A 25,342-nucleotide genomic window follows, 5' to 3' on the forward strand; every position below is an offset into this window, starting at 1 on the left:
TGGGTGCAATCAAGAATCGTTCGATCGCACTTCCTCAAACTCTTCAGCATCCCCCGGCAAACCCGAACCCTCGCTACTCCTCAACCGGGGCGATTCCCCATTACTCACACCGGCACCGTAACCCCCAGAATATCTGTCCTCCAAACCCGAATCCCTCAGCGAAAGCGCACTTCTTTGACTCGGTGACAATCTATCTGTTGAACGGCGATTTGTCCCAGAATTCGGCGGCTTCCGAGTTAAAGTTTTCCAAGCAGCCTTCATCCCACTCACCACGCTGCGAGTAGTTACCTGCACGTTTTGCGCCTGCTTTTTGGCGCTACCAATACTTCGATCGACCTGTTTGACAACCTCGCCCGCACTTTGTACTCCCTCGCTGACATCATCCGTCAACTCGCTAATTTCCAGCCCCGTCAACCGAATCGCCTCCAAAGTGGGCGGAAATTCGCGAGAAAGCGTGTCAGCGAGCTTTTCCACGCTGCGGGCCGCCCTGGCCAGCGCTTGCACAGCAGGTATTAAAGTCACTAAAACAGCAGTCAGGCTAACTGCCACTAGCAAAATCGAAAGTCCTAGCCAAAATATGGGATCACTCACTTGAATCTGGGATTTGGGGTTTGGGATTTCATGCCATTTAGCGGATGGGAGGGCGCGACGGGGGACTCACTTCAGCTTCAGATTCAGACAGGGTTTGGCGTTCCCGCTGAGTCGCTTCCAAACCGGCCGCGATCGCCTCTTTGAGTCTAATCAAAGTTTCGTCCCAATTTCGGATGGCAGTTTCAGAAAGTCGATCGGCCTGCAACTGCACGCTAGTCGATAAATCCTCCGCCAACTCCGGCAAAGCATCGGCCGATTTTTTCAATATCTGCCGCGTCTCCTTGCCCGGTCGCGGTGCCATCAGCAACCCAGTCACGGCCCCGATCGCAGAACCCACAAGCAAACCGCCAATAAATAATCCTGAACGTTTAGTTGACATTTTTATAACTTCTCTCCATACACCAATTTTAGGGGCGTTTGCCCGATCGCAGCCCTTTACAAAGGTAGAAATATTGTTGAAAACCCTAGGGAGTCAGCACAGGCGGCAATTTTAGGATAGCTTACCTCAAACGTCGATCGCGCCTGGACCAAAGCATCCGTCCCAAACCCAGCAATCCCAAAAGTTGCTGAACCTGTTGCAGTTGCAACTCTAGTTGTTGATAACGTAGTCGCAGTTGGTGGGTACCTTGCTGCCTTTTACCAAGGAAATCCGGCGACATACTGAGGACATTGCTGCTACAGCGTTCGATTGCTGCGATCCGAATTTCCAAACGTGCGATCGTCCGCCTGATTTTCCACACTTTCGCAGCGATATAAAAACAGACCACAGATATTAGTAGATTGATAATTACAACAGCATTCAGCATTTATTACCTATTTTCAACTACTAACATATTCCGCTTTTTGTGGCGAGCTAGAAGCAACTGCCCACCAGATATATTGTAGGGAGACAACATTGTTGTGTCCGGATCTATGTTTTAAGGACACAACAATGTTTTTTCCTGAACTATAGCAATCCTAAATCATTTGTGAATTTCTTACTCCCTCCCCTTAGTAAGGGGAGGGTTGGGGTGGGGTAAAAAATTTACAACTCATTTAAGATTGCTATAGCGGTTCTCAAAAAAGTGAGGTATGCCCTATGCCCTATGCCCTATGCCCTATGCCCTATGCCCTATGCCCTATGCCCTATGCCCAGTCGTACCTCATCTTTCTGAGAAAGGCTATATATGTGTCCCTATCCCTAAGCTGGATCTATTTTTAAGCCTGAGACATAGCAGGCAAACAAACCTTAGTACCGCCCAAACCGCAATAACCGTTCGGGTTTTTAGCAAGATACTGCTGATGATAGCTTTCTGCGTAATAAAACTCAGGAGCCTCAATAATTTCAGTAGTAATCTTGCCGTAACCGGCCGCCGTCAAAGCCTGCTGGTAAGCATCTCGCGAAGCTTCCGCTAGCTGCATTTGGGTAGCTGAATACGTGTAAATGCCCGATCGATACTGAGTACCAGAATCATTGCCCTGACGCATTCCTTGAGTAGGATTGTGACTTTCCCAAAAAACTTTTAGCAGCGTTTCGTAACTAATTACTTTCGGATCGAACACAACCAGAACTACTTCATTGTGTCCCGTCATCCCGCTGCAAACTTCGTTGTAAGTAGGATTCGGAGTAATCCCGGCCGCGTAGCCAACAGCAGTCGAAAAAACTCCATTTTGCTGCCAAAATTTGCGTTCCGCTCCCCAAAAACAGCCCAGGCCAAACAAGGCAGTCTCCATACCGTTTGGAAAGGGAGGTTTGAGCGGATTGCCGTTAACAAAGTGAGTTGCCGGTACCGACATCGACTCGGCCCGTCCCGGTAATGCCTCTTGGGGAGAGGGCAGGCTCGACTTTTTGCCAAATCCAAATAGCACCATAAGTTTGTAAGGGGATCTCTGATAAACGTCTTTACCTTACTTAATAATATCAGATCTACACTAAAAATAGTCGCCCTCTTGAAAGTAGAAGGTAAAAACCAGAAGGCCGATTTTTTTTACGGAGGCTTTTTGGTGATACTGCTCACTGCAAACGCAGTTTTAAATCACATTAGGCCGCTGCTCGCTGTCACCAAACCATACCTAAAATATCACCTATTGTTGAGGTGTAAATCACGCGGATTTTAGGCAAAACAGCCGATTATTAAAAGTATGGTGTTGTAGTAGTTATTCAATACCAGTTATTGGGAGTGTGTAGAAATGGCTGCTAAACCTTGCAGTGAACCCTTAAAATCCAATCCGTTTATTACTTACCGCGACCCGATTACAGGTAAATGGATTGTTGTGAATCAGAATTTGCCAAAAACAGCAGAACAAGCACAGCTAGCAGCAGCTTGAGTTATCCTATTAATTTTACCTGAATAATTAACCCTTCTTTCCAACCTCATGACTTACGCAAAAAGTTATTTGACGCGCTAATTATATTCGTAAGGTGCTTAGGCTTCACCTACCTAAGCACCTTACTTTGAAACATTTTTCATCTCTTTTTGCAGTTCCAAATACCGATAGAGATATTCCGAAACTATCCCGTGCAAAAACAAGTCGCGTGCCGCATTAAACGGACTGTTTGGCGCTAGCGGATGGCGGTTAACAATTACATGATTCCAGTCGCAATTTCCGGTAATCTCGCTGACATACAGTCCGAAGTTTTCATCTAACTGAAGCGACATCACTGCTCGCGCAAATTCGTCGCTAGTCAAACACAGAGAATAAAATACTTTAAACAATTCGATCGCAGATTCTAAATCCAGAATTTTTAACCATCTGCGTTTTTCAAAATCTATGGCAACTTCTACTGGTTGAATGCTATCATAGTTTATTCCCCGTTTTTTGACGACTTGCAACCAGTTAGGATTTGTCAGCATTGCCTGGTTGTAATCCCAGACAAAGTTATAGAGAATTAAGTCATGTTCGAGAAACGCATTGTCAGCTAAATCGCTAACAGTGCGCGGATAAAGCTTTGACTTTTCTATCTGGGTGTCGGGGCCGTTGTCTATCAAGAAGTTGATAATGTTGGAGCCGATGCAGATGTGTCTCACAATTAAATAACAAGCTTCTGGCGAGACAAAGTTATTTAGGAAAAATGCAGCCGATTTGTGCATTAAAGTGTAAGCGCGAAATTGAAAGGGCAATAAGCGCTTTGTTGTCATAATTACCGCCAGCAATACGTTAGCAATTACTTTGATCGGGATGAGTAAATAATTGCGAGTCCAGTTTTGCAAATCCCGTATCATGTATGCTTTTGCCACTAAATCGACGGGAATAGATCGATCGCAAAACAGCACATCCCAAACATTCGGATCTCGGCGGTTATAGGGTTTGGTAGCGTAAGGGATTTTTCGCTCATCTGGGAGATTTTCGGTATCTTGTTTTTGCAGCTTTTGCATTAGCGAATTTCCTCCAATTGCAGCAAATATAAACGAGCAGTAACGCGAGCGGTTTTGACAATGCGGCGGGCAATATCATCTGTCATCCATTCGGCATTAATCAAATTTTCCAGTTTGGCTAAATGCGACTCGTCATTAGCTCCGTGATAAGCTAAAAACGATACTTGTTCTGATTGCAAACCGAGAGTTTCTTGAATTTGTTTTGCCCACTTTCCCGCCAACCGATTGCCCAATCCTTCGATAATAAACATACTACCAATTAAATCAACCGGATTGTCCCGCGATGCTTGGTGGAAGATAAAAGCTGATAGCGCTTCGCTGCCAATATTCTTATCATATTCCACAATTTTTGCCAATTCACCGCCCACAGAAACATAATTTTGTTCTAGCATTTGATAGTCGCGGTGTTCGTCTTGAGCGTGGCCGATAAAAGTCGATCGCAGGCGAAAGTCACTCATGTTAGAAGCAGCGCGAGCAATCCAGCGAGCTCCCTCTACAACTTGCGGCCGGAGATTGCACAGCAAAGCTTGATAATCTTCTATTGTAAACTCTCCTCGGTACAATTTGCGGACAATCGGAACAGAACGAATTTCGCGATCGAACTTCAGCCAAATCCATGCTAACTCCCGCAACAAATAAGCTTGTGGAGAGTTGGGGTGTGCCGGTTTAACGTTTTCTAGAGGCGAAGTTTCGGGAACATCCCGAAAGTTAGAAATTTGAGAAATCATAGGCTTATGGGTATTTGTCACAGCAGTTAACATCATGTAGGCGGTTGTAAATCGCCCGCTTTCAGGCACAAAGCAAAAGATTTTTTGCCCGGGCTGCAACTTACCAGAATTGAACAATTCCTCTAACATTAAATAAATCGAGGCGCAGCCTGTATTTCCCCGTGTGTATAAGTTGGTAAACCATTTTTCTTCAGGAATCATGCAGCCTGCTTGTTCCAGAAGTTCTACAATTTGCCCCCGGAAAAAGTGAGACGAATAGTGGCACAGCAGCCAGTCGATTTCTTGCGGACAAACTCTCCCGGCTTTAATCAACCGCAGCCAACCTTCAACGCCTAATTTCATTACATTTTCCAGCAATCGAATATTTTGCCGCAAGTCAAAAGCTCCTGCTGTGGCTGCATCGAGGTAGGAGGAATAATCCAACCAGCTTTTAGTTGATGTTTCGTTGGCTAATCCTGAATACATACAAACAGGATAGGCGTTGGCGTGGGAAACGAGTTCAATCCATTCTATTTTTAAACTAATTCCTGTTGCGCTGGGATGGTTTTGGAGCAACAATGATCCTGCACCGTCGGAGAGCATCCAGCGCAGAAATTCTGTATCGAAAGGCAGGGGTTTTCCCGCTTGCACCGAAGTCTCTGCTTCAAATTTGGTGTTTTTGAACAGGCGCGAGGGAAATTCGGAAGCGACGGCAATTGCTGTTTGTTTTTTGCCGAGTTCGATTTGAGATGCGGCGTAATTTAAAGCACTAACTCCGGCACAGCAAACTCCTTGAGTTGACACTATTTCTAGGGGAGATAATTCGGAAAGTTCCCCATGTACTGTGCTGGCAAATCCCGGTACTAATAAATCTGGTAAAGTGGTAGCGCAGGCTAATAAGTCGATCGCCCCTGGTTCCAGATTTGACTGAGAAATCGCGTCACGGACGGCAAACGCTGCCATTTGGCTGTTAGAATATAGTGTTTGCTGCTGTTTGTCGATCGCGTAGTAGCGCTGTTGAATGCCGTTGCTGTTGAGAATCCGCTGCCTGACTCTCGAAGGGCGCGAGGCAACTTTGCCGAGATATTCTTCCATCTCATCATTATTAATTGGTTCTCCCGGCAAAAATTTTCCCATCCGATTGATATAAGCACTGTACATGGCGTAAACCTCCAAAGTTGCTAATTTAGTCGGGTTCGTTGGTTTGTTAAATCAAGCCAGAAAATATCTAAAATTGATTGTGGTTTGTGAAGCAGTGAACTTGCAAGGAGCAAGCAACTATCTTGTAGAGTCGCCGGAAATCAGGCAAGTTGAGCAACAGCGGCAACAAGTAACCTGAAGCGGGGTGAAGTTTTATGTAATTGAGCCAATATGTAACTAGAGTTCCTTCGCAGCTTCCCGACTGAAATGGATATTGCAAAACTAGATACTTGGTATTCTCCTTCTCAACGCCGCACGGCTGTTTCGCTGTTGATGAAACGAGTAGGCGTAACTCGCACTAGGGCTGAATGCTTTATCAGGCTTTGGGTTTACTTATCGGTGAAACAGCTTCAGGAAAGCCAGCCCCGTCTCAAACCACCGCTGGCGAAACTGGAAGTGCCAGCAACAGAAGTGCAGTGTACTCACCGGGAAGCCGCCGAACTATTTTACTGCGATTCCGATCGCGGGAGCGATCGCGCCGCCGGAATGATGTTAGATAAATTAGCAGCACTCGGATTAATCGCAAAACACTTTGATGGTAACGCTACGGCAATTCAAATTCAACCAGTTTCAGAAATTTTAGAAACCGCCGAACCTCAAAAGCCCGTACAACTTCAATTAGATGATTTCAACCCTCGGTGCGACGCGATTCCCGTTGCCAATTTATTAGCCACCAATTACAACTGGATGAACCGCAACACTAACGCCGTTCCCCACAAAATTGCTAAAATTCTCCGGCTTTTTGCCAGTCAATACTCAAAGGGAATGCGAGTTTTGCGCCGCTCAGATAATCTCAATCCAGTCGGATTTTACTTACTTTACCCCACAGCTAGCGAATCAGAAGTTAATTTTTTTAATGCTGCTAGTAAAGGGCTTCATTTAAGTTCTATTTCCGATATCGATCCTTTCAATATGGCCCTACCAGGAGATATAAATTGCCAGTCAGTATTTGTCCGCAGTTGGATGATCGATCCGCAGTATTTGTCAGAATACCGCATTGCTTTTCTCGAAGACGCACAAAAAGTTTTAGGCGAAATGCAAACAGATTTTCCCAATCTTTGCGACTTGTACACCCTGATGATTCACCCCATGTACGAAAAACAGTCCCTGGCTTTGGGATTTCAGAAGACTAGCAGCGATAGTCAATTATCTGTTTATTGGATGTATCTAGCATTGGATAGATTTTTAGCATTAAATATCAAAGAAGCGTTGCTCAAACTGTAATAGACATCTGGTAAATAGCCAGCCAAGGGCACGCAGGATGCCTACACCACAAGAGTTTTACTCGTTACTCGTTACCAGGCTCTGCCTGATAACGGAGATCCACAGGCTCTGCCTCCAATTTTCGCAAGCGAGGCAGAGCCTCTGTACATCGGTTCCCAGGCAGAGCCTGGGCAACCAGTTAATCGCCGAATCATCTTGTCTATAAAACTTCTCGTCCCAAATAGGTTTGTAAGGCTTCCGGCACTTTTACAGTTCCGTCGGGCTGCTGGTAATTCTCCAAAATAGCTGCCATTGTGCGGCCCACAGCTAAACCGGAACCGTTGAGGGCATGAACGAATTGAGTGCCTTTTTTACCCGCTTCTTTAAAGCGAATATTTGCCCGCCGTGCCTGAAAATCTGCGACGTTGGAACAACTGGAAATCTCGCGGTATTTGCCCGCAGATGGCAGCCACACCTCTAAATCGTAGGTTTTGGCGGCCGCGAAACCTAAGTCGCCGGTACACAGTGCGATCGCCCGATAAGGCAATTTCAGCGCCTGTAAAACTCCCTCAGCATCCTGCACTAACTTTTCGTGCTCTGCCTCGGAGGTACTCGGATGCACGAGTTTTACCAATTCAACTTTATTAAATTGGTGCAATCGAATTAATCCCCGCGTATCTTTGCCGTAACTGCCAGCTTCGCGCCGAAAGCAAGGAGTATAAGAACAGTGATAAATTGGCAACTGTTCTGCTGTCAAAATTTCACCTCTGTACAAATTGACAACCGGAACTTCGGAAGTAGGAATTAACCACAAATCATCTTGGTCGCACTTGAAACTTTCTTCAGCAAATTTGGGTAATTGACCCGTAGCGGTGAGGGATTCAGTGTTAACTAAAAATGGGGGAATTACTTCTACATAACCGGCTTTTGTGTGGCGGTCGAGCATGAATTGAATAATCGCTCTTTCCAGGGCTGCACCAGCTCCAATTAAGCTCACAAAGCGGGGCTGAGCAATTTTTACTGCCCGCTCAAAGTTGATAATTCCTAATTTTTCGCCGATTTCCCAGTGCGGTAAAATACCGGAATTGTGGGGAATGTATTCGTCTCCCCAGCGCCGGATTTCGACGTTTTCTTCTTCATTTTTGCCGATCGGCGTTGAGGAAGCGGGCAAGTTTGGCAGCGGTAGCAATAAAGCTTCTATTTGAGCTTTTAGCTCTTTTTCCTGTGCTTGCAGTTCGTTCGACTCGGTGCCGACTGCGTTGCCTTCTGCTTGCAATTCTTGAATTTCGGGAGATTCGAGGGGTAAACCCGATTTTCTTTTTTGACCGATGAGTTTGGCAATTTCGTTGCTGCGGGCTTGTAGTTGCGATCGCTTGCCTTCCAACTCCCGCTGCTGTTTGTCTAAGAGCAAAATCGGCTCGATTTCATAGTTACCTCCGCGCAGGTTGAGGCTTTCTTGCACGGCTTGCGGGTTTTCTCGGATTAATTTGAGGTCTAGCACAGATTTATTCTAAATCTTAAATTTTAGAGCGGCTGGGACACAAGGAGATGATATAAAAGCTTTGTTAATCATTGGCATATTAAATCATAATTTATTCTGACTTAAAATCCTCGTTGGGTGTCACCCCTGGAGGGTGACACCCCACAAAGGTATGTTATAGTTGCAAATATTAGTAGATGCACCCTGATAATTTTCTACCCCAGCCAGCGATGGTAGGGGTTTTTTGTTGTGTGGCATGGAATTCAAGCCCTGGATGCACTATTAGTCTAAAAAAACCCGGTTTCTCGCGATTATCGTCTCAAATGAGGCAATTACGTCAAGAAACTGGGTTTTTGCGTCGAGGACTAGGTTACTCAAATATCTTTCCGGTTAAAAGTTAAAGCCAGTGCGAAGCAACCAAACCCATTGAGTGTCGTTGCGGCTGTCATTCTCAGGATTAACAACGACCCAAACACCAGGGGTGATGGAAATGTTGTCGTTGACCTGAAAGCGATAGAAGGCTTCAATGTGATAGGAAGTATCTCGCTCGCGGCGCACATTACTGCTCGTCACGCGACCTGGCAAACCCACCAAAATCCCCGGTAGGTTGCCTTCACCTCCCACATCTGGGAAACTTACTCCGATCGCTGCATACACAATATCGGCGCGATCGTCCCCGTCAACATTTAGCAAAACCACGCCACCTCTACCATCAGAAACGCTGCTAACACCGGAATTTTCGGCATTGGCGCGAGTATAAACGCCCCAACCGTGAACTTGCAACCGGGGAGCAAGGCGGTAGAATCCTTGTACGCCAACAGAATCGCTGGATGTAGCAATATTGTCCCCAAACGGTCGCGCAGCCAGAAAACTGCCCGTACCGCCTGTGAGATCAGCTTTACCGCTTGGTGCAAAGGTACGAGAATAGGCTACGCCAATTGCTCCGCGATCGCCCCGGTAGGCAAGCTGAACCAGAGCATTGTAGGAACCGTTGAATAAACCGTTACTTTGCTGCGAGAGATTGGGATTTCCGGCGACATAGCCCACAGTCAGGGTGAGGTTTTTGACGATCGTCCAGTTGACAGCAGCACCGCCACCTCCCCGGCGGTAGAGGGGATTGTATTGTCCGAACTTTGAGGGAATTCCCTCACTATCGCTGGCGATGGTTGGAGGAGTCAGCAAATCCGTAATATCGGGATACCCGACACCTGTCGGGCCGACGGTCAGCGCCAGATTAGAGGTCAGCGGGGTGACATACAATACGTGAGGGACGGTGATTGTGTTATCGACATTGCCATCAAAGTTCAAGGCCGTCATATTTGTACCCGTCTCATCGGCAATCCTGCCCAAGTTGCCGAATTCCAAACGGGTTCTCAGCATATCGCGACCGGTGAAACTGGTTTCAAAATTTAATCGCCCCCGGTTGGCAACAATAGTGTTGGTGCGATCGCGCGAATCCCCCACACTGTTACCCGAGGTATCTGTTACCACCACGATAATTTCCGCATTCAGCTTCGTCGTAGTCGAGAACTGATTCGCTTCGAGTTCTGCTGTGCGTGCATCGAGAGTATCGACTCGACCCCGCAACACCGATAATTCAGTGGCAAATTCTGCTTGCAGCTTTTGGACGATCGCTAAATCTTCCCGAGTAATCTGGTTGGTTGTTCCTGCGGCAATTAGTTCGCTGACTCGATCGAGACAGCTATTCAATCCTGCTGCAAATTCGTACCGCGTCAGCGCCCGGTTTCCTCTGTAAGTTCCGTCGGGATAACCGGCAATGCAGCCGTAGCGTTCTACTAGAGATTGCAGCGCCTGAAACGCCCAGTCAGTTGGTTTTACATCCGAGAGTTGAGAGACAGAATTTACCTGCGCGAAGGGGTCTTCTGCCAAGGTATTTAACGGTTCAGGAGCAACTAATCTATCAATTGGTGCAGCAAAAGTTGGGAACGATGTTAGTAGAAATAGAGCAGGTGAACCCAGGATAAAAGCAGTAATCAGGTGAGAAAAATGCTGGATGTGCATAGGATAAAGCTCCGCATAAGGAACCGATACACCGAATTAGCAAGACCTTTACGCTGCACTTGAACCGGTGCGAACTTTGTCAATCGTCACTGCGATAATTATCACCAGACCTTTGACAACTAACTGCCAGAAGAAAGACACGTTCATGAGAGTTAGTCCATTATTGAGCAGGGCAATAATTAAAGCCCCCAGCAAAGTACCCCAAATAGTGCCAATTCCACCTGTGAAACTGGTTCCTCCCAAAATTACAGCAGCGATCGCATCTAATTCGTAGCCTTGCCCCAACATCCCCGTCGCACTGTAGAGGCGCGAGGCGCTCATAATTCCACCTAAACCAGAAAGCATCCCGCTAACACCGTAAACAAACAACAGCACCCGACTCACCTTAATACCTGTCAATCGTGCTGCCCGAATGTTGCCTCCCACGGCATAAATATGCCTCCCTAGAACAGTCCGCCGCAAGACAAACCAACTCGCTAAAACTGCGAGAAAAGCGATAATAACTAACCAGGGAATTGGGCCAACATAGCTGTTACCTATCCAAGCGAAATTCAGATTTCTATTGATAACTGTAGTGCCGTTAGCTACTAAATAAGCAACTCCCCGCAAAGCAGTGTAAGAACCGAGGGTTACGATGAACGGAGGCAAACCCAAATAGGCAATTAGCGAGCCGTTAAGCAATCCCAAAAAGATTCCCGCTATTAACGCAGCCGGTACGGCAAACCAACCGAGACCTGGAACTAAGGAAACCAGCACCCCGACAACTGCAGTCACGCCCAAAATTGACCCGACAGAAAGGTCAATTCCGCCTGTCAAAATCACAAAAGTCATGCCGGTAGCTAGGACAATATTGATCGATGCTTGCCGGATGACATTGATCAAATTTCCAACTGAAAGAAAGTTGGGCGTTACCAAGGAAAAAATTATACAGATCCCAACCAAAATCGGCAGGATGCCGGCTACTTGGATAAAATTTCTCCAAGCTTGAGCTTTACTGGCTTTTTGGCGATCGCTTGATTGATTTCTAGTGCTTTTTACTTCTGTTTGACTCATGATTTTTTTACCTCTGTTGCCCCGGTGGCATAAGCCATAATGTTCTCTTGCGTAATTGCTTCCCCAGTCGATCCGCCTACTTCACCGACGAGGCTTCCTGCTCGCATCACTAAGACGCGATCGCTCATTCCCACAATTTCCGGCAACTCGCTGGAAATCATTAAAATACCTACACCCTTGGCTGCCAAATCGCTAATAATTCGATAAATTTCGCTTTTGGCGCCAATGTCCACACCTCGCGTTGGCTCATCTAGCAAAAGTACCTTTGGATTAATGGCTAACCAACGTGCTAGTAATAACTTCTGCTGATTTCCCCCAGATAAATCCATTGCCCTGATGCTGGGACTGGCAAGACGAATGCCTAAGTCTTTAATGGCATCAGTCACAACTCTGGCCAGGTTTTTGGAATTGATTATGCCAGCTTTTGTCTCTCGATCCAAAATATTTAGCGTGATATTTTCACCCGAACTCATGTCTAGAAATAAACCTAGATTTTTGCGGTCTTCGGGTACATAGGCAATTCCTGCTTCAATGGCATCATCTGGGCTCAAGATGTTTAATGAAGGTCGCTCTTTGATATCTTCGGGTACATAGGCAATTCCTGATTCAATTGCATTGGTTGGTTCAGAAATATTGAGATTACGGCCTTCCAGTTTGATTTCACCGCTTGTCTTTCGATCGGCACCAAAAATCAGGCGAGCAAGTTCTGTTCTGCCCGCGCCAACTAAACCCGCTAAACCCACAATTTCGCCTGCATGAAGTTGAAAAGTGGCCGGCTTTACTTTGCGGCCGTCGCTTAAATTTGTTACCTCTAGAACAACTGAACCCAGAGTTGTTTGACGCTTGTGTTCGTATAAATCCTGTAAAGAACGACCCACCATCATTTCCACCAGGCGATCGGCAGAAATTTCGTGCTTTTCCAGAGAGCCAATATACCCGCCATCTCGGATGACGCTCACGCGATCGGCAAGAGCATAAATCTCTTCCATCCGGTGGCTGATGTAAATAATAGCAATGCCTTCATTCCGCAAGCGGCGAACCACTTCAAAAAGCTTCTCTGTTTCGCGGTCTGAAAGCGCCGCTGTCGGCTCGTCCATCACTAAAATTCGGCTCTGATCTTTGAGGGCCCTAGCTATTTCCACTTGTTGCTGTTCGGCAATGGAAAGTGTGGAAACTAGGTCTCCAGCATCAAAACTTGCGTCGAGGTTTGTTAATACCTCAGCGGCCCTACGTCGCATTCCATCTTGATCAATGAGAGTACCTCCTTTGGTAAGCTCACTACCCATAAAAATGTTTTCAGCAACTGTTAGATTCGGGGCGAGATTCAGCTCTTGATAAATAATGGCTATGCCCAAATCTCTAGCTTGACGGGGGTCTGTCATTTTCACAGCTTGACCGTCTATTTTGATTTCGCCTGCATCGGCTATGTAGGCTCCCGCCAGAATTTTCATCAGCGTACTTTTTCCCGCACCGTTTTCCCCCATGAGGGCGTGGACTTCGCCCGGGTAAACGGTGATATTTACATCGTGCAAGGCTGTAAAACCGTGAAAGGTTTTTGTAATACCTTGCATTTCGAGTACGGGCTTGGTTTTAATTGAATTTTGAGTGCTATTTACCATCGCAAATACCGTAGGAAAATCTGCTTGACTATTAAACTTAGATCCCCCCTAGCCCCCCTTAAGAAGGGGGGACAAGATTCTTCTCAAAGTCAACCCCTACTCCCCTTCTTAAGGGGGATTTAGGGGGATCTAGACTCGGGTAAAAACGTGATTTCTCAAGGGTTTAGTCTTAAGTTGACCTCTCTGGTCACTCACTTGTCCAGCCTTTATGTTGATTGACGTTTTCGCGAGTAATCAGCGCGACTGGAATCAGAATGTTTGGATTGGCTGGCTTTTTTCCTTTCAGAATGTCGTTCCCGACTTCAACGGCTTTGGCTGCCATGCGAAATGGATCTTGAGCTGCTGTAGCCACAAATAAACTGTTGTTCTGCTTGAGCGCATCTAAAGCTTCAGGTGCACCATCGACTCCCACAATGAAGAACTCGCTCCTTTGTGCTTGCTTGGCTGCTAATTCTGCACCAATGGCACAGGGGTCATTAATTGCAAAAACAGCATCAATTTTTGGGAAGGAAGTAAGCAAATCGCTCATCACTCTTAACCCGCCATCGCGACTACCTTCTGCGTTCTGATCTTTGGAAAGAACTTTGAGATCGGGATATTTGGAGAAGACACTCTGGCAACCCTGAACTCGCTCGACCACTGAAGCGACGGGAGGCCCATTGATAATCACAACGCTGCCTTTTCCTTTCAAGCGATCGGCTATATATTGACAGCTTACTTCGCCAGCTTGCACGTTATTTGAAGTAACTGTGGCATCAACGCCTCCCTCGGCGGCGGTATCAACTGCAATTATCGGAATTCCGGCTTGCTTGGCTTTTTCGACAGCGGGTGCAATGCCTTTGGTGTCAGCAGCATTGAGTACAATCATGCTGACATTAGAGGCAATAAAGTTTTCGATTTGATTAAATTGCTGATTTAAATCGTCGCCGCTGGAAACGAGAGTTGTCCTCACGTTTGCACCGCCGATTTTCTTGGCTTCGGCCTCAGCGCCTTTGCCAACTTGTACGAAGAATGGATTACCGAGGTCGCGGACTGCTACAGCAACTGATGAAAGTTCGGAGTTGCTTGGCTGTGTGCTGTTTTGAGCGTTCTGGGAAGCTGCGGTGCAACTTGCCAGAGTGCTGCTGAGTAGACTAAAAAGACTGAGTGCGATGGTTACTCGTTTCACCTCAAACTCCAATGAATGGTCGTTTGGAGAGAGTTGCTTGCAAATATGACGTTGCCAACCTAACATTAGCTTTTGTCAGGTTTCAGCTCGAATACCTAATGTTTTAGGTTACAGGATTTTCCCCGTACATGATTGTACGATACCTTGTTTCTTTTCGCCTCGTAAAATTTTCTCTATCGGCTCGCTAGACTGCTTGTGCGAACAGAAGAAATACGAATATAAATCTCTGTCATCGCTGCAAATAAAATCAACGATGCTTGAATGTATTAAATGCTTGATGAGCATTCCTTTTTTCAATCTTCAAGAAAACTTTTAAGAGACTATTTTAGACAAAATATTTCACAAGTTGCTTTTAAAATCCGAGCGAGTCATATTTAATTTAGCTCTCTATCTTGGTTTATCCTAACAGTTAAACAGGCGCTTAATATCTATCTTTGGATAGACAATACTTCTACCAAAAACTAAATATCCGATCGCCTATATCGGCACTGATAATAATAACCCGCATTCTGGTCTGATTCCGCCAACTCAATAATTCTTAAAGTTTGCTCGGTGCAGGAGATTGTAAAAATTCATTAAGTTTAGAGTCCATTAGGGTCGATTATAGTAAACTGTAATTGCCCTTTTCCGCAAAGTCATTTTACTGCAATAATTGTCCGCGCTATCTATGCGTAAATCTGAGATGCGATCGACAAATTGCCTATTCTGCTTCTTAGAAATATTTTCCAGTGAAGGCGGGATTCAGTCCTACGTTCGAGACATCCTGAAAGCTTACGTGTCAATAACCGCAGCGGCAAACTCTCCGCTGCCAGCTCAAGTTTTGCTGTTGCGAGATTCTCCAGACTGCAAGAATCCTTACGAGTCAAACAATATTAAATTTTATTACCTCAAAACCGATCGTCCTTGGTTGGGTCGTCTTAAGTTTGCTACAATATTGCTAAGTTGCTTGGTGCAAAAACGACCGCAGCGAGTTTTTTGCGGTCACATCAACCTCGCACCGCTTATTCAAACTTTGTGCCGGCCGCTGGGAATTCCCTATACAATTTTAACTTACGGCAAGGAAGTGTGGGAACCGCTGGCTCCGAAATATCAAACAGCAATGAGACAAGCGGACAGCATTTGGACGATTAGCAGGTACACGCGCGATCGCACTTGCCAAATTAACAACTTAAATCCCGAAAAATTCCAAATAGTGCCTTGTACGGTAGATGGGAATATATTTACGATCGGCCCAAAATCGCAACATTTATTAAAACAATATAATCTCATTAATGCTAAAATATTGATAACAGTGGCAAGATTGCGATCGACTGATATTTACAAAGGCGTCGATGTCACAATTCAAGCTTTGCCGCAAATCGCAAAAACGTTTCCCAATGTGAAATACTTAGTTATTGGCAGAGGAGACGATCGATCGAGGTTAGCCCAAATCGCGGCAGATTTGGGAGTTGCTGAAAGAGTAATATTTGCCGGTTTTGTACCGACAGAAAATTTAGCAGCACATTATCGGCTTGCGGATGCTTGCGTGATGCCTTCCCAGGAAGGATTTGGCATAGTTTATTTAGAAGCGCTGGCTTGCGGAGTACCAGCGATCGCAGGAGATGCGGACGGATCGGCAGATCCGCTGCAAGATGGTAAACTGGGATGGCGAGTTCCTCACCGAGATTCCGCAGCAGTAGCGGTTGCTTGTATCGAAATGCTGAAGGGAAAGGATAAAAGGTGCGATCGCCACTGGTTGAGGGAACACACTCTCGCAAGATTTAGTTTTGAATCCCTTTGTCAATCCTTAGAAGGAATTTTTCAACCCTCTGAGTCAGATTAACTTATGCCGTAGAGAGCGGTCTCTCCGTGTACAATGGGAAAATTAACTCGATCGACCGCCTGAATTTCTGAGTAGGATAGAGTTAGGCCTACCTGCAAAGACACCCAAGGAGACCACCGTGAACCAAGGCACCCCCAAAATATCTTTCAAGCTACCCCGTATTAGTAATTGGCTGATACTGCTGGGCATCGCGTATTTGTTGGTGTCTATTGGTTTGGGTTGGATAGTTAAATCAGTGTTGATTTTAGTAGCTTTTTTGTTGCTGACGCCTGTGGTCGCATTTGTCGCGCTTCAGTGGTGGCTGAAACGCAATTTAATTGAGGACAATTGTCCAGTTTGTCAATACGAATTTACAGCTTTAAATCAAACTCAGTTTCAGTGTGCCAACTGCGGCGAACCTCTGAAAATAGAGGAAGGTCATTTTAGTCGCTTGACACCGCCCGGTACGATCGATGTTACCGCAGTAGAAGTATCATCGGTTCAACAGTTGGAAGAATAGTTAGTTGTTATTGGTTATTGGTTATTTGTTACTTGTCAGTAGTTTTTGGTTGTTAGTTGTTAAGTTCTTAGTTGTTGGCTCTAATAACCAATAACCAATAACCAATAACTAACAACCAATTCCCAAAATTACTTTTCTAGACGTACTGCATACCACTGCAAAAATTTTCCAGGCCCGACATCTAATTCACAATAAGTATCAATCAAATACTTGGCTTGAGCTTCCACGCCAGATATTTTATCCACGTCCTGCGGCAAATCTTCGTGTTCCTCAGTTAACACGGCTTTCAGCTTTTCTAACAGTTCCGCCGCAGTCAAAAACTGCTCTGACTGGTTTGTTTCTAACACCACAAAGGTGTCTTCGTCATACAGTGACATAGTTTCAAAGATTGAGGTTAATTATTTCTAAAGTTTCGTACACTTAAGCGATCGAAAGTATAAACTCTTAATTACAATTTTTCAGCCCCGGCTCGATCGTGTTACAATTGAACAACATCAGAATTCCTAGCGGATTACCGTTATTAACTTACTTGTTAACTTATTTGTTAACCGAGTTGTCAACAGATCCGACACAGCATTTCTGAGGAGATTTGTCAAGTGCAAATTTGTCAAGTGTCAAATTGTCAAGAAATCTTCGATCGGCTGTATCTAATTATAACTGGCACTATACATTCCCATGATCACATCTTCCACTTCAACCCCTGCCGCGCGCAAGCCCTCTAAATCAGAAGGTCTGAAAGAACGCAGCAACTATTTACGAGAACCAGTTGCGACTGAACTGTTACAAGAAACTACCCACTTCACCGAAGAGGGGATTCAGATTCTCAAATTTCACGGCTCGTACCAGCAAGACAACCGCGACAATCGAGTTAAAGGACAAGAAAAAGACTATCAGTTCATGCTCCGCACCCGCAATCCCGGCGGGTTCACTCCGCCGCAATTATATCTAGCCTTAGACAAGCTATCTGAAGAATACGGCAACCACACGCTCCGCGTCACAACGCGCCAAGGTTTCCAACTTCACGGGGTGTTGAAAAAAAATCTTAAAGCAGTGTTTTCCTCAATTATTAAAAATATGGGGTCAACCTTGGGAGCTTGCGGCGACTTGAACCGCAACGTCATGGCGCCTCCAGCACCGTACAAAAATCGCCCAGAATACCAGTATGCGCTGCAATACGCCAACAATGTCGCCGATTTGCTGACACCGCAAACCGGTGCTTATTACGAAATTTGGCTGGACGGAGAAAAAGCTGTTTCGGCTGAGGAAGACCCCGCAGTGAAGGCGGCGAGACAGAAAAACGGCAACGGCACAATTTTTAGCGAGGACAAGGAAGAACCGATTTACGGCAGCCATTATATGCCGCGCAAGTTCAAGTGTTCCGTCACGGTGCCGGGAGACAATTCAATTGACTTGTACTCTCAGGATTTGAGCTTGGTGGTAATTACCAATGAAGCTGGCGAGTTGCAAGGTTTTGACGTGTTTGCAGGCGGCGGTTTGGGCCGCACTCACAACAAAGAAGAGACTTTTGCGCGGGTTGCGGATGAGATTTGCTATGTTGCCAAGGATGATGTTTACGATTTGGTCAAGGCAATTGTAGCAACCCAAAGAGATTTTGGCGATCGCACAGACAGACGGCACGCGCGACTGAAGTACCTGATCAACGACAAAGGCGTACAGTGGTTCCGCGAAAAAGTAGCCGAATATTTTGGCAAGCCCCTAGAAGCCTTTAAACCCCTGCCTGAGTGGAAGTATTTGGATTTCTTGGGCTGGCACGAACAGGGAGACGGTAAACTGTTTGTCGGCATTTCCGTGGATAATGGCCGGATCAAGGATGAAGGTTCATTTCAGCTAAAAACAGCTTTGCGGGAAATTGTGCAGAAGTACAACTTGCCGATACTGGCGACGCCACACCAAAACGTGCTGATTTACGATGTTTCGCCGGATTTCAAACAGGAAATTCAGGGAATACTCGATCGATGCGGCATTCAGCGAGAAACTGCGATCGACCCATTGGTGCGCTATGGGATGGCTTGTCCGGCAATGCCGACTTGCGGGCTGGCGATTACCGAGTCTGAGCGCGTGATTCCGAGCATTTTAGAGCGAATTCGGGCACTTTTGACTAAAGTTGGCTTGGCAGACGAGCATTTTGTGGTGCGGATGACTGGTTGCCCAAATGGATGCGCCCGTCCTTATATGGCAGAATTGGGGTTTGTCGGGAGTTCGCCGGAATCCTACCAGATTTGGCTGGGCGGTTCTCCCGACCAAACGCGGCTGGCAAAACCCATTGAGGAAAAGCTGCACGTCAAGGATTTTGAAGCTTTTCTGGAGCCGATTTTTGTTTATTTCAAGCAAAAACGGCAACTGAGCGAGAGTTTTGGCAATTTTTGCGATCGCGTCGGGTTAGAATCTATCCGTCAATTTGTAACCAACTACCAATCTGCTGACTCGATGACAACTGAGATTAATGAATTAGAAGTTACGTCTAGTAACGGCGATGAAAACGAGACTGCCACTGCTGGCGGTGGCAAAGTCCGCCGTCGAATTAGCGTCCGCGATGAAATCTACAACGAGCTCAAGGAAGAAGCAGCCCGTCAGGGCAAGCCAATCACGCAGCTAGCTACAGAAGCGATTTCCACTTATTTAAAGAAGATTAAGGAGGAAGGATAAGCCGATTTTCGATTGTATTCAATAGACTTCTGGCAAAAGTAATATAAAGGCAGAGCATTTGCAGAAAAAAACTTGAATTTGTAAAATAATTCCGGTTGTAGATGCTTTGCCTTTATTGTTTTTTAAACTGTTGAAACCCCGCCTGCCTATCTCCTCTCATTCTCTCTTCCTCTGCGTTCTCTGCGTTCTCTGCGGTTAAATAAAAAAAATCTCTAATAGAAAACGAACAATCCCAAATTAAATGCCTCAACTACAAAGATTAGCAATTACTGCCCCTCAAATTTGCGATCGCAAAATCGACCTAACTAGAGAACAGCAACATTATTTAAATCGAGTGCTACGTTTGCAAGCAGGCGATCGATTTATTGCAATGGACGGACGGGGACATTGGTGGTTAGCAGTCCTAGAAGTACGGGAAACCGGGTTATTTGCCTCGATAGCAGAGGAGATTGCTGTGAACAGGGAGCTACCCGTGGAAGTAACTTTGATGGCGGCTTTGCCCAAGGGAAACGGCTTTGACGAGGTTGTGAGGCAGGCGACGGAGTTGGGTGTGGCAAGTATTGTGCCGGTGACGAGCGATCGAACTTTGCTCAAACCAAGTGATCAAAAAGTCGATCGGTGGAGAAGAATTGCTGCGGAGGCGGCGGAACAGTCGGAACGTCAATTTGTGCCGACGATTTTAGAGCCTATTTCGTTTGATGTTGCTGTGAAAGATTGCGGTCAAAAATATCGATATATTTGTGTTGCTCGCGGGGACAATCGGCATTTGTACGATTGTTTGTTGGGTAATTTAGAACCCTCCTTTGTAGGGGCGGTGCCCCCGTGCCCGCCCCCGGCTGGGGGAGAATTATCGATTGTCATAGCTATTGGCCCGGAGGGTGGATGGACTGAGGGCGAGGTGCAAAGAGCGATCGAATTTGGTTTTGAAGCTGTTTCTTTGGGGAGTAGAATTCTGAGAGCGGTGACAGCACCGATTGTGGCTTTATCTTTAGTTGGCGCGGCATTTGAGAAGTGCTAATATCAACAAATAACAAAGAATTTATCAGAGAGGTGGGTTGACGGGCCATGAAAATAGAGTTTAGGAAAGGTCGATCACTCTTTTGGTCGAGCGCGCTTTTGGCAATTTTCGGTACCACATCAGTTTCTGCACAATCTCCGAGTTTTCCCATTGCTCAACAGATTAATTGCGATCGCCCCCAAGGAGATGCACAAGTCAGAACTTGTATTCGGTTGAGGTATGAAGCCTCGGATCAACGACTGAACGAGGTTTACAAACAACTGATTTCCCAATTGAGTGGCGAAGAGCGATCGCTACTTTCCGAAGCACAATTAGGGTGGATTCAGTTAAGAGATAAAACCTGTGAATTTGAAGTTTATAAAAGTCGTGGCGGTACGGGTTATGGAGGTTTCCTCAATGAATGTTTGGATCGCATGACTAAACAGCGCACTGCGGAACTAGAACAGTATTTAAAACAGAGATAAAATAGGAAGTACAGCGTACAAAACCTGACAAGAATAAAGAGAAACAAGTATTTATGAAAAGCCGATCGCCCTTCACCCTCACTCTCAGCGTCATCTCAGCAATTTTAACCACTACCGTACCAGCAGTTTTTGCCCAGCAACAGCCATCAGCCAACCAAATCTACATCGATAAAAATTGCCAGCGCAATCAGCAACTACCGCAACTTGAAAGATTCACTATCTTTAGCAGAAACGAATTTACAACTAACGGTCAAAACTATTGGTTCTACGCCGCCCGCTATCAAGATGGAGGCGTACTTCTCTGTATATCGAAACCAAATTTTAATCAACCAAAACCTATAAATGAACAAAAAATACAAGCCAATTTTATTGACAAAATAGTCCGAGATATCAACAACAAAACAGCTTTTATCATCGTAGTCAGAGAAGGAAATGGCCTCGATGTACCCATGACCAATTACGGCTTAGAATTGAGCAATGTCGATCGCCCAAAACTCACCTCCCTTTCCATCCTACAGCAGCGGGGAACCCTCAAAGACGGCGGCCCCAGCGAACACACCTTTCAAGGACGGGCAGGTCAATCTATTACGATCGACCTCAAAAGCAGAGCATTTGACCACAACATAACACTATTCGACACCAGCGGCAAAAATATTGCCGAAAAAACAGGCAACTCCCAGAATCGCCGAGAGTCTCAACTCACTGTAAAATTGCCTAGTAACGGCACTTATAAAATAGTTGTTAAAGGAGGCGATCGCACAAGCAAAGGTACTTACACATTAAGCGTTAATTCCAATCAGCTTTAACTCAATTTAAACTAAGTGCTAAGCAAACTCAAAAACAGGTGTTTCAATCACCCTAATAGGCTTTCTATCTTCCCAAATCATCTTCTGCAACTGTTCCACAGTTTCAGGTGAAAAAAAACGCTCTCCCGTTTCCACACACACTCTAGCAGGAACGTTTTCAATGATAATAAACTTACCATTGACTTCAAGCGTGTAAGTTAATTTTTGTTCCACCATTGTTTCTTTCCGGCATATCATATCTATAAGTTAACACAACAGCAAAAATTGTTAACCAGTGGCGGAACCACCCAAACATCAGCCAAGATAGAAACAACGCCATTCCCCCAATCGCCATGACAGACATCAACCAAATAGTCGCCGCCTTAGAGGGTAAAGAATACAAACAAGCTGCCCAACTCATCAAAAAACTGCAAAAAGAATCCCCCGAAAATCCGTGGGTGCAATACTATATCGCCCGCTACTACGAACTCACCAATAACCTCGAAAAAGCCCAAACAACCTATAAACAAATACTCCGCGACATCACCAACCCCAAAATCGCCTCCCAGACCCGCCAAGCTATTCAACGGATTGAAACCGCACAACAAAACCTTCGCCAACAAGCCATAGAAACCGCCAAAAACGACCCCAGCAACCTCGAACCCGGACTCCTCATCCTCGAACCCGTGAGTCCCGAAAACAAACCTGCAGCCATTCAAAATATCAGCAGAATCTTTAAAATCGACGCCTACACAACCCGGATGCAAATCCAAAGCCGCGGCTGGAGACTCTACAAAACTGGCCCCATTGCCGAACTCCGAATTTATGGTCAAGAACTCCTCAACGCCGGCATTCCCGTATTTTGGGCAACCCTAAGCGATATTCAAAAAATCCAAATCTTCCGAGTGCAACACTTCCAGTCTCTCTCTTCCCCAGCCGTGGTTTGCAAATATCAACTCTCACGACTCGGTGCGATCGAATTTAGCTGGTCAGAAGTTACCCAAAGAGTAGAAGGCTTGTTGCCGATGTTCATCGAAGTCATGGACTACTCCCCCAACCGAAGAAAGGAGCAATTTCGCCACAGAGAAATCAGGCAAGATTACGCTCAAATCTGTGACTTGCACATTCCCAGCAGAAACTGCATTCTGCGAATTTGCGACCAAAGTTACGAATTTCAACAAGGAGTTGACTTCACCAAAGCTTCAGCCGAACTTCCCACTTCACTGAACCAGAAAAACAAAACATCGAGAGTCAAAAACTCTCAACAAATTCCTCAAAGTACCACCAGAATTAACTGGAATAACTTACTGGAAATATTCGATCGCCAGCTTGACGTTACAGTTTGGTCAGAATTTACGCCCTTTGCCGAGACAGTGCTCGATTACACTAATATGTTGAGCAAGATCGAATCTCATATCGAAGTCGATCGCAAATCCGAAACTCCTTGGGATTCAGCTTTTCAGCTATACAGCGGATTAGCCTTCCTCAGAAACCCAGAAAATAGGGAATAGAACCAAGAGTTAAAATTAAAAATGAGTAATACCATTTTTAATTTGTTAACGTCAGCATTGGGAATTATCCAATGCCCAATTCCCTATTATCAATTCCCAATTTCCTACTTCGTTTTCACCTGACGGGCCATTTCTCGGAAATTGTTCATGCTGGGGCCGGGGCCACGACGAGTTGCATTTGATGTCGGCATTAAATTATTAGGAGCAAAAGTCCGATTCGGTTCAGCTTGACTCGGCACTTTGCCGTTAGTTGCTGCCGAGGCAGGTACCTTCACGGGTTCCGCATTATTAGCAGGAACGCTAGTAACTGGTTCCTTTTCTTTCTTAGACTTTTTCTCTACCTTAGCCTTCTTAGCAGGTTCGGAATTCTCAGACTTAACAGGCTCAACTTTTGCCGGTGCGATCGCAACAGGCTCAGCCTTCGCAGGCGCAACTTTTGCTGGTTCCTTCGCTCCCGATTCGCCCAAATCTAGGAAATATTCAGACTTTTTCAAGCCCAACAGTCTGCCGAAAAAGCCGAAAATACCGCCGAAGAAATTTTTGATAAAACCAAACATTAGACTTACTCCTTTTGTTCTTTTAGAGAAATTTGTACAAGCTTGTCAACAAAGTTAGATTACGAGCTAGGGCAACCTTTGTCTACATTTATTCATCAAAATTTACATTTGGCTATATCTAAGCTAGCTCATCAAAGCAAATTTTAGGTATAAATACTCGCACTGCTTTGCACTTATTTACAAGTATCTCAGAATTTGTTAGCGATTCCCACTAATTGTCGATCGTACCTCGATCCGATTCGCTAGCTGTCCTAGTAGGGGTCAAACTCTCTAGGGGAGTAATCTATGCTGTAATCAGCAAGCAATTATCTTTTCAAATGAACAGTTCGCTCGATCGCAATCCCGTCATTCTCATACACGGCATCTGGGACACAAAGATTATTTTCAGCAAAATGTCCGCCCGCCTCACCCAACTTGGATGGTCAGTCCACAGCCTCAACCTCACCCCCAACGACGGCAGCCTTGGGCTCGACTTACTCGCCAAGCAACTCGCAGACTACATCTCTGAAACCTTCGATCCAGAACAGCCTTTAGACATAGTAGGCTACAGCATGGGCGGCATCGTCAGTCGCTACTACGTCCAGCGACTCGGGGGAATCAACCGCGTACAGCGTTTCATCACCCTATCTTCCCCCCACCAAGGCACCCTTACCGCCTATTCCCTACGCCTACCAGGATACCTGGATATGCGCCCCGATAGTCGCTTGCTGCGCGATTTGAATCAAGATGTGACAATGCTCAAACGCATAAACTTTACATCAATGTGGACGCCATTTGACATAATGATTGTACCGGCGAACAGCTCCCAAATGCCAGTAGGTAAAGAAGTTAAAGTCAACGTTTTGCTGCACCGCCAAATGGTGACAGAACCCCTAAGTATTAACGTATTAGTTGAAGAACTCAAAGCACCTATAGAAAATAAAATTTCCACTTAAAAATGAATAGCAATTTCAGCCGCAACCCAGTCTTGCTAATTCACGGAATCTTCCGAAAATCGGGAATTTTTTACAAAATGTCTGCCTACCTGACCCAACTGGGATGGTCAGTCTATACCCTCAATCTCTCGCCCCATTGGGGCAACGCCAGCATAGACGAATTAGCTCAACAAATAGCCGATTATATAGACAAAACCTTTGCGCCCGAACAGCATCTAGATATAGTAGGATTGAGCATGGGCGGTTTAATAACTCGCTACTACCTGCAAAGGTTAGGTGGCATTAACCGAGTGCAGCGCTTTATTGCGATATCTTCTCCTCACAGCGGTACTTGGATGGCTTACACTCTCTGGGGAAAAGGCTGCGTTCAAATGCGTCCTGGCAGTGCTTTTCTCGAAGATTTAAATCGAGATGCAGCCTTGTTGGAAAAGCTCAATTTTACTTCGATTTGGACAGATTGGGATTTTATCATCGTACCGGCTTCGAGTTCCCAAATATCTGCTGCCAAAGAAGTAAAATTGTCTGTTTTCGCCCATGCCATGATGGCGAGGCATTCCAGCAGTTTAAAAGCGGTCTCTGAAGCGCTGTCAGAACCATTGAAAGTTCATGATTAACCGTTTCATTCATTCTTGTATAGCAATCCTTGCAGGAGTCGTAAACTTTTTACCCCACCCCAACCCTCCCC

At 45.7% G+C, this 25,342-nt stretch carries 25 protein-coding genes; 11 read left to right on the plus strand and 14 right to left on the minus strand.

Annotated elements, in window-relative coordinates; translation table 11 throughout:
- Nucleotides 1-9 precede the first annotated feature (9 nt).
- The 4 genes from QUA43_RS23825 to msrA form a co-directional block, all read right to left on the minus strand.
- Nucleotides 10-591, minus strand: a complete 582-nt coding sequence (locus tag QUA43_RS23825) for a DUF948 domain-containing protein (protein WP_333376992.1) — start codon at nucleotides 589-591, stop codon at nucleotides 10-12.
- 37 nt (nucleotides 592-628) lie between these two features.
- The gene (locus tag QUA43_RS23830; RefSeq protein WP_333376993.1) at nucleotides 629-970 is read right to left on the minus strand and encodes a YtxH domain-containing protein; all 342 of its coding nucleotides are present in this window, start codon (nucleotides 968-970) and stop codon (nucleotides 629-631) included.
- A gap of 121 nt (nucleotides 971-1,091) precedes the next feature.
- On the minus strand, nucleotides 1,092-1,397 hold the full coding sequence (locus QUA43_RS23835) for a hypothetical protein (RefSeq protein WP_333376995.1): 306 nt from the start codon (nucleotides 1,395-1,397) through the stop codon (nucleotides 1,092-1,094).
- A gap of 391 nt (nucleotides 1,398-1,788) precedes the next feature.
- Nucleotides 1,789-2,442 (minus strand): peptide-methionine (S)-S-oxide reductase MsrA, encoded by a 654-nt coding sequence (msrA, locus tag QUA43_RS23840; RefSeq protein WP_333376997.1) that lies wholly within the window; start codon nucleotides 2,440-2,442, stop codon nucleotides 1,789-1,791.
- Nucleotides 2,443-2,760: 318 nt separating this feature from the next.
- On the opposite strand from msrA, the gene QUA43_RS23845 reads away from it, so the two are divergent.
- Nucleotides 2,761-2,898 carry a hypothetical protein gene (locus tag QUA43_RS23845; RefSeq protein ID WP_333376998.1) on the plus strand — a complete coding sequence of 46 codons (138 nt, stop codon included), beginning with the start codon at nucleotides 2,761-2,763 and terminating at the stop codon, nucleotides 2,896-2,898.
- A 122-nt stretch (nucleotides 2,899-3,020) separates the two neighbouring features.
- Here QUA43_RS23845 and QUA43_RS23850 read toward each other — a convergent pair whose 3' ends face one another.
- Both QUA43_RS23850 and QUA43_RS23855 read right to left on the minus strand, forming a co-directional pair.
- Nucleotides 3,021-3,947 (minus strand): DUF6999 family protein, encoded by a 927-nt coding sequence (locus tag QUA43_RS23850; protein ID WP_333376999.1) that lies wholly within the window; start codon nucleotides 3,945-3,947, stop codon nucleotides 3,021-3,023.
- The gene (locus QUA43_RS23855; RefSeq protein ID WP_333377001.1) at nucleotides 3,947-5,815 is read right to left on the minus strand and encodes a 3-oxoacyl-[acyl-carrier-protein] synthase III C-terminal domain-containing protein; all 1,869 of its coding nucleotides are present in this window, start codon (nucleotides 5,813-5,815) and stop codon (nucleotides 3,947-3,949) included. Before QUA43_RS23855 ends, QUA43_RS23850 begins: the two co-directional genes overlap by 1 nt.
- Before the next feature lie 246 nt (nucleotides 5,816-6,061).
- Between QUA43_RS23855 and QUA43_RS23860 the strand changes: the two genes are divergently transcribed.
- Nucleotides 6,062-7,078 carry a hypothetical protein gene (locus QUA43_RS23860; RefSeq protein WP_333377003.1) on the plus strand — a complete coding sequence of 339 codons (1,017 nt, stop codon included), beginning with the start codon at nucleotides 6,062-6,064 and terminating at the stop codon, nucleotides 7,076-7,078.
- 199 nt (nucleotides 7,079-7,277) lie between these two features.
- Here QUA43_RS23860 and serS read toward each other — a convergent pair whose 3' ends face one another.
- From serS to QUA43_RS23885, 5 genes are all read right to left on the minus strand, one after another.
- Nucleotides 7,278-8,558: a serine--tRNA ligase gene (gene serS / locus QUA43_RS23865; RefSeq protein WP_333377005.1), complete on the minus strand. Its 1,281-nt coding sequence runs from the start codon at nucleotides 8,556-8,558 to the stop codon at nucleotides 7,278-7,280.
- A 369-nt stretch (nucleotides 8,559-8,927) separates the two neighbouring features.
- Nucleotides 8,928-10,559 carry an iron uptake porin gene (locus QUA43_RS23870; protein ID WP_333377007.1) on the minus strand — a complete coding sequence of 544 codons (1,632 nt, stop codon included), beginning with the start codon at nucleotides 10,557-10,559 and terminating at the stop codon, nucleotides 8,928-8,930.
- 48 nt (nucleotides 10,560-10,607) lie between these two features.
- Nucleotides 10,608-11,612 carry an ABC transporter permease subunit gene (locus tag QUA43_RS23875; RefSeq protein WP_333377009.1) on the minus strand — a complete coding sequence of 335 codons (1,005 nt, stop codon included), beginning with the start codon at nucleotides 11,610-11,612 and terminating at the stop codon, nucleotides 10,608-10,610.
- A complete protein-coding gene (locus QUA43_RS23880) occupies nucleotides 11,609-13,231 on the minus strand; it encodes a sugar ABC transporter ATP-binding protein (protein WP_333377010.1) in 1,623 nt (540 codons plus the stop codon). Before QUA43_RS23880 ends, QUA43_RS23875 begins: the two co-directional genes overlap by 4 nt.
- Before the next feature lie 187 nt (nucleotides 13,232-13,418).
- The gene (locus QUA43_RS23885; RefSeq protein ID WP_333377011.1) at nucleotides 13,419-14,465 is read right to left on the minus strand and encodes an ABC transporter substrate-binding protein; all 1,047 of its coding nucleotides are present in this window, start codon (nucleotides 14,463-14,465) and stop codon (nucleotides 13,419-13,421) included.
- Nucleotides 14,466-15,066: 601 nt separating this feature from the next.
- Between QUA43_RS23885 and QUA43_RS23890 the strand changes: the two genes are divergently transcribed.
- Nucleotides 15,067-16,221: a glycosyltransferase family 4 protein gene (locus QUA43_RS23890; protein WP_333377013.1), complete on the plus strand. Its 1,155-nt coding sequence runs from the start codon at nucleotides 15,067-15,069 to the stop codon at nucleotides 16,219-16,221.
- A gap of 118 nt (nucleotides 16,222-16,339) precedes the next feature.
- Nucleotides 16,340-16,720 carry a hypothetical protein gene (locus tag QUA43_RS23895; protein ID WP_333377015.1) on the plus strand — a complete coding sequence of 127 codons (381 nt, stop codon included), beginning with the start codon at nucleotides 16,340-16,342 and terminating at the stop codon, nucleotides 16,718-16,720.
- 128 nt (nucleotides 16,721-16,848) lie between these two features.
- Here the strand turns inward: QUA43_RS23895 and QUA43_RS23900 are convergent, their stop codons facing one another.
- On the minus strand, nucleotides 16,849-17,097 hold the full coding sequence (locus tag QUA43_RS23900) for a chlororespiratory reduction protein 7 (protein WP_333377017.1): 249 nt from the start codon (nucleotides 17,095-17,097) through the stop codon (nucleotides 16,849-16,851).
- A 298-nt stretch (nucleotides 17,098-17,395) separates the two neighbouring features.
- Between QUA43_RS23900 and sir the strand changes: the two genes are divergently transcribed.
- The 4 genes from sir to QUA43_RS23920 all read left to right on the plus strand — a co-directional run bounded on the left by sir (nucleotide 17,396) and on the right by QUA43_RS23920 (nucleotide 21,675).
- Nucleotides 17,396-19,387, plus strand: coding sequence for a sulfite reductase, ferredoxin dependent (gene sir, locus QUA43_RS23905; protein ID WP_333377019.1), 1,992 nt, complete (start codon nucleotides 17,396-17,398; stop codon nucleotides 19,385-19,387).
- 241 nt (nucleotides 19,388-19,628) lie between these two features.
- On the plus strand, nucleotides 19,629-20,405 hold the full coding sequence (locus QUA43_RS23910) for a 16S rRNA (uracil(1498)-N(3))-methyltransferase (RefSeq protein WP_333377021.1): 777 nt from the start codon (nucleotides 19,629-19,631) through the stop codon (nucleotides 20,403-20,405).
- 47 nt (nucleotides 20,406-20,452) lie between these two features.
- Nucleotides 20,453-20,869 carry a lysozyme inhibitor LprI family protein gene (locus tag QUA43_RS23915; RefSeq protein ID WP_333377023.1) on the plus strand — a complete coding sequence of 139 codons (417 nt, stop codon included), beginning with the start codon at nucleotides 20,453-20,455 and terminating at the stop codon, nucleotides 20,867-20,869.
- A 53-nt stretch (nucleotides 20,870-20,922) separates the two neighbouring features.
- Entirely contained in the window at nucleotides 20,923-21,675 is a 753-nt protein-coding gene (locus tag QUA43_RS23920) for a PPC domain-containing protein (protein WP_333377025.1), read from the plus strand.
- 18 nt (nucleotides 21,676-21,693) lie between these two features.
- On the opposite strand, the gene QUA43_RS23925 is transcribed toward QUA43_RS23920, so the two are convergent.
- Complete coding sequence (locus QUA43_RS23925; protein ID WP_333377027.1) at nucleotides 21,694-21,912, minus strand: YgiT-type zinc finger protein; 219 nt, start codon at nucleotides 21,910-21,912, stop codon at nucleotides 21,694-21,696.
- A 95-nt stretch (nucleotides 21,913-22,007) separates the two neighbouring features.
- On the opposite strand from QUA43_RS23925, the gene QUA43_RS23930 reads away from it, so the two are divergent.
- Nucleotides 22,008-23,165 carry a tetratricopeptide repeat protein gene (locus tag QUA43_RS23930; RefSeq protein ID WP_333377029.1) on the plus strand — a complete coding sequence of 386 codons (1,158 nt, stop codon included), beginning with the start codon at nucleotides 22,008-22,010 and terminating at the stop codon, nucleotides 23,163-23,165.
- A gap of 104 nt (nucleotides 23,166-23,269) precedes the next feature.
- On the opposite strand, the gene QUA43_RS23935 is transcribed toward QUA43_RS23930, so the two are convergent.
- A complete protein-coding gene (locus QUA43_RS23935) occupies nucleotides 23,270-23,722 on the minus strand; it encodes a hypothetical protein (protein ID WP_333377030.1) in 453 nt (150 codons plus the stop codon).
- Nucleotides 23,723-24,039: 317 nt separating this feature from the next.
- On the opposite strand from QUA43_RS23935, the gene QUA43_RS23940 reads away from it, so the two are divergent.
- Both QUA43_RS23940 and QUA43_RS23945 read left to right on the plus strand, forming a co-directional pair.
- Nucleotides 24,040-24,657, plus strand: coding sequence for an alpha/beta fold hydrolase (locus QUA43_RS23940; protein ID WP_333377032.1), 618 nt, complete (start codon nucleotides 24,040-24,042; stop codon nucleotides 24,655-24,657).
- A gap of 2 nt (nucleotides 24,658-24,659) precedes the next feature.
- Entirely contained in the window at nucleotides 24,660-25,271 is a 612-nt protein-coding gene (locus QUA43_RS23945) for an alpha/beta fold hydrolase (RefSeq protein WP_333377034.1), read from the plus strand.
- The last annotated feature ends 71 nt before the right edge of the window (nucleotides 25,272-25,342 follow it).

It is taken from the genome of Microcoleus sp. N9_B4 (assembly GCF_036701635.1).
GTDB lineage: Bacteria > Cyanobacteriota > Cyanobacteriia > Cyanobacteriales > Microcoleaceae > Microcoleus.